The following is a 14,608-nucleotide window of genomic DNA, read 5'->3' as shown; positions in this document are numbered from 1 at the left end:
TCCCGTAAACCGCAATCCATCCCGCCGCGCCGAGCTCGAATATGCGCCCGCGCTCGAGCCCAAGCTGGAATACGCGCCCGAGCTCGAATACGCACGCAGCGCTCGCGCCCCGAGCCGATACGCGCCCGAGCTCGAATATGCGCCAGCGCTGGAGCCCGAGCCGAGTACGCGCTCGAACCCGAACAAGCGCGAGCGCCCGAGCCCGACTTCGGCGCGAGCGCCAGCTCCTTTACGAGTTGGCTACCAGCCGCACTTCATCCCTTTGGTCTGCTCGCCGAGGTAGTCGCGAAGCGGAGCGAAATACTCGAGCATGGCCGATGCGTCGGCCTTGGTCTCACCGCTGAGCGCGGCGAGCGCCTCGGGCCATGGCTTGCTCGCGCCCATCGAGAGCATGGCCGCCAGCTTCTTGCCCGCCTCTTTGTTGCCGTAGATGGAGCAGGTGTCGAGCCGCCCGGTGTGGCCGGAGGCTTTGCAGAGCGCGCGGTGGAATTGGAATTGATAAATGCGCGCCAGGAAATACCGAGTATAAGGTGTGCTCGCGGGGACGTGGTATTTCGCGCCCGGGTCGAAATCGGCCTCCGAGCGCGACCCGGGGGCGCTGACGCCCTGGTACTTCGTGCGAAGCGCCCACCAGGATTCGTTGTATTTGTCCTTGGGCGTCTTGCCGGAGAAGACGTCCCAGCGCCATTTGTCGATGAGGAGACCGAACGGCATGAAGGCGATCTTGTCGAGCGCCATCTTCATTTGTTGGTTGATGTTCGCCTTCGGGTTGTCCGGCGCCGCCGTCAGCAAATTGATCCCTTTGAGATACTGCGGTGTGACGCTGAGGGCCAACGTGTCGCCGATGCCCTCGTGGAAGCCGTCGTTGGCGCCCTGCTGGAAGAGGATCGGAAGTTTGTAATATTGATGGTAATAATAATTGTGCCCGAGCTCGTGGTGGATCGTAATCAGATCTTCTTCCGTGGGCTCGATGCACATCTTGATGCGCAGATCGTCGTTCCAGTTCACGTCCCAGGCGCTGGCATGGCAGACGACCTCGCGCCCCTCGGGCTTGGTGAAGAGGGAGCGCTCCCAGAACGTCTTCGGCAGCGCATCGAAGCCGAGCGACGTAAAGAACGATTCGCCCAGCTTCACCATCTTGGTCGCGTCGTATTTCTTGTCCTTCAGCGACTTGCCCACGTCGAGGGACGCTTCGCCTTTGTAGGGCTCGAGCAAATCGTAAATGCCGTCCCACTGCTGGGCCCACATGTTTCCGAGGAGGTGCGCCGGAATGGGGCCCTGCTCGGGGACTTTGTCCTTGCCGTATTTGTCGCGAAGCTTGGCCCGGGTGTAACAGTGGAGCTGCTCGTAGAGCGGCCGGACCTGCTGCCAGAGTCGCTCCAGATCGGCCTCGAAGGCCTCCGGCGGCATGTCGTAGCCCGAGCGCCACAGCGCGCCCACGTCGGCGAAGCCGATTTCGCGCGCGCCCTTGTTTCCAAGCTCGGCGTAGCGCGCGAACTTCTCGCGCATCGGCGCGGAGATGGAGTGCCACCCCGTCCACGCCTCCGCGAGCTCGTCGTAGCTGCGGCTCTTGGAGAGCACGCGCGAGAGATCGCCCAAGGTGTACGACGTGTCGGCCTTGCCGGCGGGCGCCTTTGCTTTCGATGCGTCGGCCTTCAAGTATTTGCCGGCGGCCTTTGCCAGCGGGCTGCCTCCCGGGGGACGGTATTTGCCTTTGCCGTACGCGCCCGTCATCCACGCTTCGATTTCCGCGAGCTCGTCGCGCTCTTTGGCGTTGCTGGGGGCGGGGATGATTTGGGCGAGCTTGAGGAGCAGCAGTTGCCGTTGCACCTCGGGGGCGATGCCCGGCACCTTGTCGAATCGGGTGGCCTCTTGGATGGCCCGGGTCACATACTCCGCGGTGTCCGATTCACCCGTTGCCGCCATGGATTCGGTGTCGTCGGTGATGAAGTTTTGATTGACCCACATGGCCCGATCGCGCGCCACCCAGCGCTTTCGCAGATCGCGATCGACTTGCGCGACGAAGCGCTGCGCTTCTTCCGCCGTGGCAGGTGCATCCTTCGACGCGCTGGAACCAGCAGAGGTGGAAGGTTCGCTTTTGGCTGCACCCGACGGTGGGGGAGGCTGCGGCCCTTCGGCCGGGCTCCCTCCACATGCGAGCGGGAGAATGGAAAGCGCTGTGATCGCAGCGATACGGCGGACCTTGTGGCTCACGATTGGCTCCGAGTGCTAGAAGGGGACAAGGGTTCAGCGTGCGACTTTTACCAATGAGAAACCCATGCTTCTAGGAAATCCATGGTGAGCTTCGAGGAAGTTCTCACGTTTTGGTTCGGCACCGTCGACCTGACGAAGCAGCTCTCACCTCGGCGCGGTTGGTTTGCCAAGGACCCCGAGTTCGATCGAACGATCCAGGAGCGCTTTGGCGCGCTGCTCGAGCCAGCCGCCGCCGGAGAGCTCGACGCATGGCGTAAGACTCCCCCCAGCTGCCTGGCGCTGATCCTTCTGCTCGACCAGTTCTCGCGCAACATCTACCGCGGCACCGCGCGTGCTTTCGCCTACGATCCCAGCGCGCTGCAGCATGCGCTCTATGCGCTCGATCACGGTTACGACCGCGAGGTCGCTCCGGTCGCGCGCTGGTTCTTCTACTTACCGCTCGAACACTGCGAGTCGCTCGAACGCCAGCGCGACGCGCTCGCGCGCTTCAAGTCGCTCCAGGGGACACCGGGCTTTGCACAATCCGTGGTCTCGGCGGAGAAGCACCTCGCCATCATCGAGCGATTCGGTCGCTTTCCGCACCGCAATGCGATCTTGGGGCGCGAGAGCACGCCGGAGGAGATCGAGTTTCTCAAGGAGGATGGGAGCGCGTTCTAGTTAGGGGCGACCGCCGGGGGCGCGAAGGGTGGACGGATTCTCTTCAGCGTGGAGCACGCGGATGGAGCGGGGATCCACCGCCAGGGCGCTAGGGGGAAACGGCTTTCTTTGTTTTCAGCATGGAGCCCGCTGAAGAAACAAAACACCGACGCCAAGGGTCGAAAAGAGAAGAGGCCCTCCTCGAGCGACCCTTGCGTCTTGGCGGTTTCTTCTCGGTGCGTCGTGCTCCCGGCGGCTACTTGCCCAATGTGAGCCGGAAGAACATGTTGGCCGCTTTGCCGTAGGGTGGCAGCAGCAAGGAGCGGGCGTTTAGCCGGCTTTGGTAGAAGATGGGCTTCTTCTTGGAGAAATTGAGGAAGCCTTCGTGCGCGTGGTAGTGGCCCATGCCGCTGGGGCCTACGCCGCCGAACGGTAGATCGTCTTGAGCGACGTGGAGCATCGTTTCGTTGATGCAGACGCCGCCCGAGATGGTTCGCTCGAGCACCTTGTCGATGGCCGACTGATCGTAGCCAAAGTAATAGAGGGCGAGGGGACGCGGGTGCTCGTTGATGTACGCGATGACCTCGTCCAGATTTTCGTAGCCGACGATGGGCAGAATGGGCCCGAAGATCTCCTCCTGCATGACCGCCGTGTCTTCGCCCGGCTGCACCACGAGGATGGGGCCCATCTTGCGCGTGCTGCGATCGGGCTCGGTGTCGGCGAGCTCCACGATGCGTGCACCCTTGTCGCGCGCGTCGTCGAGGTAGCCGCGGAGGCGATCGAAGTGACGCTCGTTGACGACCGTGGTGTAGTCGTCGTTGCGGCGCAGATCGGGGTAGAGCTTGGCCAGGGCTTTTTTGGAGCCAGCGATGAAGGCGTCGATCTTTTGCGTGGGGACGAAGACGTAGTCGGGCGCGATGCACGTCTGGCCGGCGTTGAAGCACTTGCCGGCGATGATGCGGATCGCAGCCTCTTCGATGGCAAAATCGTCGCCCACGATGGTGGGGGACTTGCCGCCGAGCTCGAGGGTGACCGGCGTGAGGTGCTCGGAGGCATTGCGCATCACGATTTTTCCAACGCGCGTCGAGCCTGTGAACACCAGGTGATCGAACGGCAGCTTCGAGAACGCTTCGCCCACCTCGGGCCCGCCGTTGATGACGGCCACATGGTCGGGCTGAAACACCTCACGCACGATGCGATCGAGCGCCTCGGAGGCGTGCGGGGTGAGCTCGGAGGGCTTGATCATCACGCGGTTGCCGGCGGCGAGCGCGCCGACCAGCGGGGAGAGCCCGAGCTGAAAAGGGTAGTTCCAAGGCGAGATGATCCCGACCACACCGAGGGGTTGGACCTGCACTTCGGCCGTCGCCGGCAAAAAGGCCCAGGTCACCTCCCGGCTCTCGGGCTCCATCCACTCGCGCAGATGATCGCGCGCATGCTTGATGGCGCCGATGACGACGAACACCTCCGACACGAGCGATTCGTGCCGCGAGCGGTTGCCGAAGTCGTCGGACATGGCGCGAACGATGTCGTCTTTGTGCGCGAGGATCGCGGCCTCGAGCTTGTCGAGGTGCGCAATCCTTTCGTCGTAGCTGGGCGCGGGCCCTGCTTTGTTCGCCTTCTTCATGGTCTCGAGCACCGCGCGCATATCGAGCGCGGGCGACTTCGACTCGGTCGCTTGCGCGGTCGGGCTCGGACCCGTTCCAGCGGCCGTCACGCCGCCGTTCGTTTTCGATTCAATACGAGGGGTTTCGGCGGAAGTCGTCATGGTCTCCCGACGATAGCAAGGGCGCTCGGCGACTGCGACCTGAGGCGCCTACCCTTTTGCGGGCGCGGGCGCCTCCCTCTTCGCGATCCTCCCTGGTTCGCGATCCTCCCTGGCGGTCGTCCCGCCAAACTCTCCCTGCCAGCGGAGGACGGACATGGGAAATATGTGTGTAAATGTAAGTGTCTGGGGAATGCCTGCAATTGGTCATGATTCGACCATCCATGGGGTGGGGGCGGTGAGGGACCGTTGCCCGCGTGCGGGACGAGCCCCACGTTGAATGGGTCATCGTGCCTCCCCCGCCGTCCGTGCGCCGAAGCGCAGCTCGTGAAAGCCTCCTCGTCTTGTCCGATGTGCACCTCGGAAGCGATCTCCACGATCAGGCGCAGACCACCGGGTTTGGACGTCGCTCGAAGCGGGTCGATGACGACCTGGTGATGTTGCTCCGCCACTATCGGCGGACGCCGCCGCAAGGGGAGCGATGGCGGCTGGTTATCGCAGGGGATTTCATCGATTTCATTGGCATGGCCTTGCCGCTCGGGGCCTTCGAGGTCACGACCGAGCCCAGTGAGGAAGAGCTTGCCCATGGCTTGGGCAACGCGGAGGACCATGCGCGCATCAAGATGCGCCAGGTCGGCGAGCGGCACCGCGAGGTGTTCGAGGCCCTGGCCGCGTTCGTGGCCGACGGCCACATGCTGACCATCGTGCACGGCAACCACGACGTGGAGTTTCACTGGGATGCCGTGAAGGAAGAGTTCCGGAAGATCCTGGTGGCGGCGGCGCCGGCCGGGGTCGACGAGACGGGCTTTCTCGCGCGCGTGGAGTTCAACCCCTGGTTCTTTTACGTGGCCGACGTCGCGTACATCGAGCACGGGCACATGTACGATCCGTTCTGCTCCACCGCGCATGTGATGGCGCCGCTCTCGCCGCTCGATCCGCGGCGCCTGACGCGCGGCTTCTGCGATGTGCTCCTGCGCTTCGTGGTGCGGCCCACCAAGGGCATGAAAGAGTACGGCCACGAGCACCTCGGCGTGGGCGACTACGTGAAGTTCGGGGTGGGGCTCGGCCTCGGCGGGATGGTGAAGCTCGGTCTGCGCTTCTTCCGCGCCGTGCGCGAGATGTTCCGCCTGCGCCGCGGCTTCTTCACCGAGGCCGCGGAGACATTGCGCCACGAGCACGATCGGCGCATGGCGCTGCTCGCGGAGGCGACGCGGATTGGCGTGGATCGTCTGCGGGCGCTGGTCGCCTTGCAGGTGCCGCCGGTGACCCGCTCGGTGCGCGGCATCCTGGCGAGCGTGCTGCTCGATCGCGTGGCGCTTGGTGCAGCCGCCATCATGGGGCTCTTGGGCGTGGGGTTCTTCCTCGGCATCAAGAGCGGCCACGCCGCCTACAGCGCCGGTGCGGTGCTCGGCGCGTGGATGGCGACGCACCTCTATTTGGCGCGCCAGCGCAAGGTCGATCCCGCCGAGGAGCTCGTCGATCGCGCCGGAAAGCTCGCCCGCCTCTTCCCAGCGGCCTTCGTCGTCATGGGGCATACGCACATTCCGGTGGAGGTCCCCGTCGACGATGGGGTGACGTACATCAACCTGGGCTCGTGGGCCGAGGACGAAGAGGTGTCCGGCTCGGAGGAGCACGCCGCCTATCAGGCCGCACGCACGCACCTGGTGATCCACCCCGGCGATACGGGGACCCGCGCCGAGTTTTTGGCGTGGGATTCCAACCAGGGACCGCGTCGATTCCTCGGGCCGAAGACGTCGACGTAGGGCGTGCACGAAGACCCCGGCGCAAGGGCGCAGTGGGTGTAAAGTCGGCGGGCTTGATCGCTTCCCGATGCATCGCGCCCGTCGTCGCGGCCTTGTTCGCCTTTGGTGCGTGCACCGCGGAGCAGGATCTCGGCCATCGCCCGAAGAACGGTGAGCGCGATGGCGGCCCGGACGCGAACGACGGTGGCGGCCCGGGCCCGATGGACGGCGGCGATGGCTCGCGCGACTCGGGGACGGACGCCAAATCCGATGGCCGCGCGCCGGACGGCTCGCCCGATGCGTCCGCGCCGCCATCCGGCAAATGGACCGAGCGCGCACCGATGCCGACGAAGCGCAGAGCGCTCGCCGCCGCTTTTGGGGCCAATGGGAAGCTCTATGCGATGGGCGGCATCGCGTCCGAGGTGGCCGGCCCGCTGAACACCGTCGAGGTCTACGATCCAGGTGCCGACTCGTGGGGCACGGCGCCGCCGCTTCCAACGCCGCGGTATGCGCTCACGGCCGCGCTGGGGTCCGATGGTCGCATCTATGCGATTGGCGGGCAGGCGGATGAGAACACCGGCACGGCACCGTCCACGGTGGTCGAGGCGTACGCGCCGGGCGAAGGCTGGGTTCGCGCGCCGTCGCTGCCCGAGGGACGGATTCATGCCGCGGCGGTCGCGGGAAAAGACGGCAAGATTTACGTGATGGGCGGGCAAAACCCGTCGCGGACCAACTTGGCCACCGTGGTCTGGTACCAACCCGGCGCCGCGGCTTGGACGGAGCTTTCGTCGCCCATGACGGCGCCCCGTACCCACTTGGCTGCGACGGTGGGCAGCGACGGCACCATCTATGTGGCGGGCGGGTTCGGAAACAACGAACGCCTTCGATCCATGGAGTCGTTCGCTCCGAGCGCGGCCGGCGCAGGATGGAGCACCCTGCCGGGGCTCTTGGCGCCGCGCGACAGTCATATCCTCGCAGCGGCGGGCGACGGCTGCCTTCACGCGGCGGGCGGCGATCGCGGAGGCAGCGGCTCGCCCTTGCAGTCCGACAGCCACGAGATCTTCGACCCCGCGAAGAAGCAATGGCGAGCCGGTCGAGCCATGCCCTACGGCGCAAACACCATGGGCGCCGCCACGGGGCCCGACGGCAAGGTGTACATCGTGGGCGGCGGGACATGGCTCGCCACCGGCGGCGCCTGGAACGAGCTCTTGGTGCTCGACCCGCTGGTCCCGTAAGTGAGCCCTGCGCCGCGCCCGCGCGATGCGCTCAGCGACCGATGGCGATCCGGTCCGCGACCCAGTCGTCCTGCGACTTGGCCCGGCTCACGGCCACGACCTGCCCTCCGCGAAGGAACACTTCGTCGGGGAGCGCGCGACCGTTGTACTGATTCGACATGGTGAAGCCGTAGGCGCCGGCGTCGAGCAAGGCCACATAGGTGGGCGCCGTGTCGGGAAGGGCATGGACGCCGAAGTCGTCCGAGCTCTCGCACACCGGCCCGACCACGCGCCACAAGGTGGCGGTAAAATCGGCGGAGGCGCCGTTGGTGTCGAGCGGAACGACCCGGTGGCGTGCCTGGTAGAGGGCAGGGCGGATGAGATCGTTCATGCCGGCGTCGATCATCAGCCAGCGCCGCGTGGTCCCGCGCACGCTGCTCGACTTGGCCTGCACCACGCGCGAAATGAGCATGCCGTGCGACCCCACCAGCGAGCGCCCCGGCTCCACCAAGAGCGGTATGTCGGCGAGCTCGCAGAGCTTGCGCTCTTCCAGCGCGGCCTGCACGAACTCGCGCGGGCGCGGCGGACGGCCGGCGCCGTAGTCGATGCCGAAGCCGCCGCCCGTGTCGAGGAAGAGGAGCTTGTCGCGAAGGGAGCCGTTGCCCGCGAACGCCGCCGCCAGCGAAAAGAGCGTGCGCGCGGCCGTGCGGTACGCCTGCACCGTCGGGATCTGGGAGCCGATGTGATGCCCCAGCCCCACCAGCCGAACCTCGGGCGCGCCCCGGATGATTTCGAGCGCGCGCGGCAGATCCTCCTGCGCGATGCCGAACTTGGCCTCGTCGTGGCCGGTGGCAATGTTGGCGTGCGTCTCCAGCGCGTCGAAGTCCACGGCGGGGTTGATCCGCAGCGAGATCTGCGCGCGCCGATCCAGACCGAGCGCGCGCGCGCGCGCGGCCACGCGACCGATCTCCTCCACGCTCTCGATTTGAATGGCGAGGATGCCGACGCCGAGGGCCTTGTCGATCTCGTCGTCGCGCTTGGCGACCCCGTTGTAGACGATGGAGCTCGGCGCCACGCCGCAGGCGATGGCGACGTCGAGCTCCGCGCCGCTCACCACGTCGGCGCCGCAGCCCTCGGCCGCGAGGGTGCGCACCACCGGGCCCGCGGAGTTTGCCTTGACGGCAAAGGCCACGAGGTGCGCTTCGGAGCCGAACCCCTGGTGCAGCTCGCGCGCTTCGGCCGCGATGGCGTCCAGATCGTAGACGTAGCTCGGGGTTCGGAGGGTTCCCGAACGCACCAGTTCCGAGAGCGGCACGCCTCCCAGTAGAGCCCGGCCGTGGGAATCACGTTTCGGTGTCGGCGAGGTGCCAGATGACTCTTCTGTCACGAGAGCGCTCACGGTTATCACATTTCGCGGCGGCCGCACGCGAACTTCGCACCCCACCGCGCCGATCGCCGTGCCGGTCCGTCGTTCTTTCGTGGTGTTCGGCTGGCTTGTTCCGCCCTCTTTTGTGGCATGCTCTCCGAACGATGACCATGCGCCGTGCGAAGCTCGTCTGCACACTGGGACCCGCTTGCGATTCCACGGAAGGGCTCAGCAGCCTGGTCGACGCCGGGATGGACGTCGCCCGCTTCAACTTCTCCCACGGCTCCCACGAAGAACACGGCGCCCGCATCACGCGCCTGCGCGAGGTGAGCCAGCAAAAGAAGAAGAGCGTGGCCATCCTGCAGGACTTGTGCGGGCCCAAGGTCCGAACGGGTAAATTCTCCGCCCCGTACGATCTCCCATCCGGCTCCGAGGTGGTGCTCTTCGAGGGCGACGAGAGCAAGGATGGCCTCCACATCCCCATCCAATACGAGGGGCTGGCCGGCGATGTGCGCCAAGGCGACAAAATCCTCTTCGACGACGGCCGCCTCGGGCTCACCGTTCTGAAGATCGTGGGGGACAAGGTCCACGCGCGGGTCGATCAAGGCGGCGGCATGCGAAACCACGTCGGCGTGCACCTGCCGAGCCGCACCATGCGGGTGAGCCCGCTGACCGAGAAGGACAAGGAAGATCTCGCATTCGGTCTTACGCAGGGCATCGATTACATCGCGCTGTCCTTCGTCCGGCGCGCCGACGATCTCCGCCTCGTTCGCGACATCGCCACCGCGTGGGGGCAGCCCACTCCCATCATTGCGAAGATCGAGACGCCCGACGCCGTGGAGAACCTGGAGAGCGTGGTCGCCGCCTCCGACGGTGTCATGGTCGCGCGCGGCGATCTCGGCGTGGAATTTCCGCCGGAGCACGTGCCGGTCATCCAGCGGCAGATCCTGGGCGTCGCCCGCCGCGTGCGCCGGCCCGTCATCGTGGCCACCGAGATGCTCCAGTCGATGACCAAGGCGCCGCGCCCCACGCGCGCCGAGGCCAGCGACGTGGCCAACGCCGTCTACTCGGGCACCGACGCGCTCATGCTCTCGGGCGAGACCGCCAACGGCGACTTCCCGACCCTCGCCGCATCGATGATGTCCCGCATCGCCATCGAGGCCGAAAAGAGCCCGTTCTACGAGTCCGCCCCCAGCTATGCCTCCCGCGCCACCAGCGTGGCCGAGGCCATCGCCCGCGGCGCCTGCAACACCGCGCGCGAAATCGGCGCCAAATACCTGGTCGCCTTCACCGAGAGCGGCTCCAGCGCGATGAACGTGAGCCTCGCGCGCCCGCCCGTGCCCATCATCGCCTTCTCCGCCGTGGCCCGCACCCGCCGCCGCATGGCGCTCTACTGGGGCGTCATCCCGCGCGAAATGCCGGTGATGCACGACACGGACCAGCTCGTCGATTGGTGCACCGGCGATCTCATGGCCGCCGGCCTCGCCGCACCGGGCGAGCGCGTCGTCATCGTCTTCGGCGCCCCCATCGGCGTGAGCGGCAGCACCAACACGGTGCGAGTTCACGTCATCGGTTGATCGGGGCGACGCCTTCGCACGATCGCGTCATCGCGCCGCGACGCCATCGGCCGGGTCGAGGCAGGTCGAGAGCACGCTGCGAATTTGGTTCGCTGCGCGGAGTGAGAGCGCATCGGCGTCGAGCGTGCGAAGGATCGTCCAGATGTCGTCCATCGGCAGGGCGCAGATGGAGTGACCGGGCTGCGTGTAGCACCTCGCGTGGGAGGCGAACGCGGAGTCGGTCACCGTGCGGCAGCTCACCGCGCCGGCGAGGTCGGCGATGGGCACGAGCGCCGATTGCAAGCACGCCATCGTCGCGTTGCGCCAGGCGTTGCCGCGCTCCGAGAGCTTCGTTTGGCCCATGAACCGCGCGCAGTACTTGGCGCCGTAGCCCAGCGCGTACCCGTCGCTCCCGCAGGGGTGCGCCGCCTCGAGGCACGCATAGAAGGCGCAATCGCGCGCGAACGTCGAGCAGAGGGCGTTCGCCGCGGGTGCGGAGGGCGCGGAGAAGGTGGAGGGCGCCGCGCTCTTGGCCGCGTCGTCCTGCGGTCGCGCGCCGCACGCCGCGAGCATCAGCGCCGCTGCGCCGCCGGCTGCAAACGTGAAGGGCACGATGCGCGGCGGCTTCACGGGCGCCTCGACGCTTATTGCCCGTGTTGCTCTTGTTGGGACGACTTGAAGCCGATGGCCGCGCTCACCTCGTTCGCGAGGGCGCAGTTGTTGACTTGCCGCTTGATGGCGTCGTTGATCTCCGGATCGGTGATCACGCGCTCCCCGGCGGGGACGGCCATCGCGCTGCCGCGGCGCCGGAACCGCGCGATCGGGGCGCCGGTGCGTAGGTTCAAAATGCTCACGCGCGAGTCGTGCGGGACGAGCTGCAGCACCTCGGGGGTGATGACGCCGCCGTCCGCGAGCGCCGCCGCCTCCGGGGTGTCTTCGTCGAGGACGAGCAGGAAGAACTGCGCGCGCTTCACGATCTCGATGGCCAGCGGGATCTCGTGGTCCACCGCTTGGCGATACTGCTGATCGAAGACGCGCAGCCGCAGATCGTCGCCCGACTCCTTCACCTCGTTCACCCAGTCCTCGGTCAGGATCCGGGTCGACGCGTAGGCTTGCCGCATGTTCCACGGCTGGTCGGGAAAGAGGCCGCCATCGAGCTCGCCGCGCGCACCCGCGACATTCGGCTCGCGGAGCAGGCACGCCACGAAGCCATCGCGGAGCGAGCCTTGCGACGCCTTGCGCAGCCGGTTCACGTCGGTGGCTTCGTCGACCCGCAGCCGCAGGTAGACCCCGGGCACGCTGCGGAAGTCCCACGCGGCCGCGTTCGAGTCCTTCCAGTCGCCCTGCCAAGGCCCCGCGCTCTCCACCGTGAACTTCTCGATGGTGCCTCGGACTTTGTCCCACTCGGCGCCCACGGTGACCTGCACCGCGCGCTGCTTCGACAAGAGGGTTTCCTTCTCGCCATCGAGCTTGCGCATCGCAAAGAAACGATAGCCCAACAAAATGGCGACGATCGCCCCCGCGGAGAAGAGCCAGAAGTTCGGAGAAGCACGGTTGAACCGGCCGCGGACGCGCTTTTCGCGCATCTCGTGGACGGCTTTCAGCCCTGGCTTTCTCGGCTCAACGGGAGGGGCGGGCACTCACACACGCGCTTTTACAGGAGCACTTGCGGGACAGAGGTACGAACCTTTGCCTCAGTGCTCGGTCTTGGGGATCGTGTTCACCATGAAGCTGACATTCGGGTAGCCCGCGAACGCCGACGTCTGGAACACGCTCTTCACCACCACCGCCGGCACCTTCTGATCGATCTGCAGAACGACGACGCCGGGGAACTCTTTGCCGGGGCGCGCTTGCTTCCACGTCTCGCGCTTGCCCTTGAGCATGTTGTAAAGCTCGTCGACCCGCTGCAGGCGCTTCGAGTCCTCGATGGCCCGCGTGTTACCGGCCGGTGCGCCGTCCACCAGGATCTGGCTCCCTGCCACGGCCACCAACGGGGCGTCGATCATATCGAGCGTGTTCTCGGCCTTGGGGAGGTTCACCCCTTTTTGCACGGGGGTCTCGCCGGAGGCGCTGAACGTGATCAGCAAGAAGACGACGGTCACGACGAGGAAGTCGATCATGCTCGTCAACGACAGGTTGGCGTTGATCGAGCGGTGCCCGAGGCCCTGCACCTTCTTCTGCACGAAACGAAGCGGCACATTGTGCATCAGCCGCCGACCAGGGTTATGAACAGGCATCTTCGGTCCCTTGTAAGTTGGTCAGTTCACGCTGAAGGTGACGTTGAAAGCCGAGACGGGCTCGGTCCTGCTACCGAGGTTCATGGGGCGATGGGTCTGATAGACCGCGTCGATGACGCCGATGATGTTCGAGTAGGGCGTGTCGTTGTCGGTGTGCAGGACGGCCTGATCGAGCTTCCTATCGGTGGCGTCGCGGTGCGAACCGACGTTCTTCCACTCTTCGGTGATCTTGCGCGCCAGCTCCGGATAGCGAATGACTTCGATGTTCGACTCGTTCACGACCACGTCTTTGCGAGGCACGTCAATCGAATTGACGACCGTCGCGCCCTGTTTCCACACCAGGGTAAACTTCGATTTGTCTTGATCGCGCATCTCGATGTGCAGCTGCTTCTCGGGCTCGACCTTGGTGATCTCCTCGTCGGGCCTGGGAGGACCCGGGACCTGCGCATCGGCGTTCAGTCGGGCCATGTGCGACCACACCGCAGTGATGAGCAAGAACGAGATGGTCACCATGAGAAGGTCGATCATCGGGATCATGTTGATCTCCGAGTCGAGCGATCTCCGGCCTCCGCCACCACCACCGATGTCTACACCTGCCATCGTCCTGGCTCCATCGCAATCGCGGTGTCAAGGGGCCCGAGTTCGAGCTCTCGGGCCCCACCCACCGTTCGAGGTTGGCTGATCTTTGAATCTGAAAATGGAATCGAAAGAATGAAAAATTCGAGGGCAGCTCGAAGGCTTCGGAGGCTCGAAACGGAGGTCTCGAGGGGCGAAGCCCAGGAGAACTACGCCGCGTGCGCCACGCCGCCCAGGTTGACCTTCTGGCGGTTGGTGACCACGAGGTTGAGCACTTGAACGCTCGCCTCGTTGATGTCGTCTTCGAGCGACTGGGTCTTGCCGTTGAGGACGGCATATCCAATGAGGCCGATGATGGCAATGATCAGACCGAACGCGGTGCAGTTCATCGCTTCCGAGATGCCTTCGGCCAAGATGCGGGCCTTCTGGCTCGGGTCGACGCTCTCACCGGAGACGGCGCCGAAGCTGGAGATCAGACCGCCGACGGTGCCGAGCAAACCCGAGAGCATGGACAGGTTGGCCAGCAGCGCGAGGAAGCCGGTGCGCTTGGCAATCTTGGGGATCTCGCGGAGGGCTGCTTCATCCATCGCCGCCTGAACTTCTTCGTCCGAGCGGTTCACCTTGACCAGACCTGCCTGGACGATGCGCGCGAGCGGAGCGTTGGCCGCGGAGCACATCTTGACGGCTTTCGCTACATCTCCCGCGAGAATACATTTCTGCATCGTGGCGAGAAATACGTCTTTGTTTATCGAAGAGCCATAAAGGTACAGGGCGCGTTCGATGATGACGCCGATGGTGATGATCGACCAGAAGAGGATCAGGTACATACCCGGTCCACCATCTCTAAAATGCTTCCAAAGAGCAGCCATTGCGTTGTCCTCCTCGAATGTCAGGCGCCTCGCGCCGATGTGCCGAGTGCCCGGGAACGTCGGTGACGGGCTCGATCCCGTCCCTTTTGAGTCGCGTTAATCACCAGTTACGTAAGCCGTGTGTCGTGAATCGGAGTCGCTTCAATTTTTCAACGTTCGAGCTCTAGACTTGGGTCGGCGGGTCGGCGACTCGATAACGATAAGTAGATGCCGCAGAGACGCTTCGACGTGACCGCCGTGTGTCGCGGCGGCGTAAAATGAGTTCACCTTGAGCCGCCCCGATTCACGATCTTCATGATCCGGCGGCAGGAAAAAACGTTATCTGAACGCGTCCGGTATGCGCAAGCGCTCGGCATCAGCTTTTTCCCCGCTTCATGAAGTAGGTAGAGAGACTACTCCCACTTTCTTTTTTACAGGATGCCGGTTTGGACTTCGT

General features: G+C 65.4%; 12 protein-coding genes. 4 read left to right on the top strand and 8 right to left on the bottom strand.

Translation table 11 applies throughout. The features are described from left to right. Positions 1 to 240 precede the first annotated feature (240 nt). The gene (locus LZC94_34715) at positions 241 to 2,214 is read right to left on the bottom strand and encodes a M2 family metallopeptidase (protein WXB12991.1); all 1,974 of its coding nucleotides are present in this window, start codon (positions 2,212 to 2,214) and stop codon (positions 241 to 243) included. Positions 2,215 to 2,295: 81 nt separating this feature from the next. Between LZC94_34715 and LZC94_34710 the strand changes: the two genes are divergently transcribed. Continuing rightward, on the top strand, positions 2,296 to 2,871 hold the full coding sequence (locus LZC94_34710; GenBank protein ID WXB12990.1) for a DUF924 domain-containing protein: 576 nt from the start codon (positions 2,296 to 2,298) through the stop codon (positions 2,869 to 2,871). A gap of 235 nt (positions 2,872 to 3,106) precedes the next feature. On the opposite strand, the gene LZC94_34705 is transcribed toward LZC94_34710, so the two are convergent. Further along, complete coding sequence (locus tag LZC94_34705) at positions 3,107 to 4,564, bottom strand: coniferyl aldehyde dehydrogenase (protein ID WXB12989.1); 1,458 nt, start codon at positions 4,562 to 4,564, stop codon at positions 3,107 to 3,109. 392 nt (positions 4,565 to 4,956) lie between these two features. On the opposite strand from LZC94_34705, the gene LZC94_34700 reads away from it, so the two are divergent. Together LZC94_34700 and LZC94_34695 are read left to right on the top strand one after the other, a co-directional pair. Next, on the top strand, positions 4,957 to 6,375 hold the full coding sequence (locus LZC94_34700; protein WXB12988.1) for a hypothetical protein: 1,419 nt from the start codon (positions 4,957 to 4,959) through the stop codon (positions 6,373 to 6,375). Between the two features lie 53 nt (positions 6,376 to 6,428). After that, entirely contained in the window at positions 6,429 to 7,589 is a 1,161-nt protein-coding gene (locus tag LZC94_34695; GenBank protein WXB12987.1) for a hypothetical protein, read from the top strand. Positions 7,590 to 7,620: 31 nt separating this feature from the next. Here LZC94_34695 and lysA read toward each other — a convergent pair whose 3' ends face one another. Then, positions 7,621 to 8,883 (bottom strand): diaminopimelate decarboxylase, encoded by a 1,263-nt coding sequence (gene lysA / locus LZC94_34690; protein ID WXB12986.1) that lies wholly within the window; start codon positions 8,881 to 8,883, stop codon positions 7,621 to 7,623. Positions 8,884 to 9,098: 215 nt separating this feature from the next. Here lysA and pyk point away from each other — a divergent pair, with 215 nt between their 5' ends. Continuing rightward, positions 9,099 to 10,511, top strand: a complete 1,413-nt coding sequence (gene pyk, locus LZC94_34685; GenBank protein ID WXB12985.1) for a pyruvate kinase — start codon at positions 9,099 to 9,101, stop codon at positions 10,509 to 10,511. A gap of 27 nt (positions 10,512 to 10,538) precedes the next feature. On the opposite strand, the gene LZC94_34680 is transcribed toward pyk, so the two are convergent. The 5 genes from LZC94_34680 to LZC94_34660 all read right to left on the bottom strand — a co-directional run bounded on the left by LZC94_34680 (position 10,539) and on the right by LZC94_34660 (position 14,172). After that, positions 10,539 to 11,120 (bottom strand): hypothetical protein, encoded by a 582-nt coding sequence (locus LZC94_34680; GenBank protein ID WXB12984.1) that lies wholly within the window; start codon positions 11,118 to 11,120, stop codon positions 10,539 to 10,541. Between the two features lie 14 nt (positions 11,121 to 11,134). Beyond that, complete coding sequence (locus LZC94_34675; protein WXB12983.1) at positions 11,135 to 12,076, bottom strand: hypothetical protein; 942 nt, start codon at positions 12,074 to 12,076, stop codon at positions 11,135 to 11,137. A 108-nt stretch (positions 12,077 to 12,184) separates the two neighbouring features. Beyond that, positions 12,185 to 12,727, bottom strand: a complete 543-nt coding sequence (locus LZC94_34670) for a biopolymer transporter ExbD (GenBank protein WXB12982.1) — start codon at positions 12,725 to 12,727, stop codon at positions 12,185 to 12,187. A gap of 21 nt (positions 12,728 to 12,748) precedes the next feature. After that, positions 12,749 to 13,327, bottom strand: a complete 579-nt coding sequence (locus tag LZC94_34665) for a biopolymer transporter ExbD (GenBank protein ID WXB12981.1) — start codon at positions 13,325 to 13,327, stop codon at positions 12,749 to 12,751. Between the two features lie 185 nt (positions 13,328 to 13,512). After that, positions 13,513 to 14,172, bottom strand: coding sequence for a MotA/TolQ/ExbB proton channel family protein (locus LZC94_34660; GenBank protein WXB12980.1), 660 nt, complete (start codon positions 14,170 to 14,172; stop codon positions 13,513 to 13,515). Positions 14,173 to 14,608 lie beyond the last annotated feature (436 nt).

The sequence above is a fragment of the Sorangiineae bacterium MSr11954 genome, assembly GCA_037157815.1.
GTDB classification, from domain to species: Bacteria; Myxococcota_A; Polyangia; order Polyangiales; family Polyangiaceae; genus Pendulispora; species Pendulispora albinea.
This window is presented reverse-complemented; position numbering and strand designations above follow the sequence as displayed.

Coding starts and splice junctions, on each gene's coding strand:
- LZC94_34710 (WXB12990.1), top strand. CDS start 2,296: ATGGTGAGCTTCGAGGAAGTTCTCACGTTTTGGTTCGGCACCGTCGAC.
- pyk (WXB12985.1), top strand. CDS start 9,099: ATGACCATGCGCCGTGCGAAGCTCGTCTGCACACTGGGACCCGCTTGC.
- LZC94_34675 (WXB12983.1), bottom strand. CDS start 12,076: ATGCGCGAAAAGCGCGTCCGCGGCCGGTTCAACCGTGCTTCTCCGAAC.
- LZC94_34670 (WXB12982.1), bottom strand. CDS start 12,727: ATGCCTGTTCATAACCCTGGTCGGCGGCTGATGCACAATGTGCCGCTT.
- LZC94_34665 (WXB12981.1), bottom strand. CDS start 13,327: ATGGCAGGTGTAGACATCGGTGGTGGTGGCGGAGGCCGGAGATCGCTC.
- LZC94_34660 (WXB12980.1), bottom strand. CDS start 14,172: ATGGCTGCTCTTTGGAAGCATTTTAGAGATGGTGGACCGGGTATGTAC.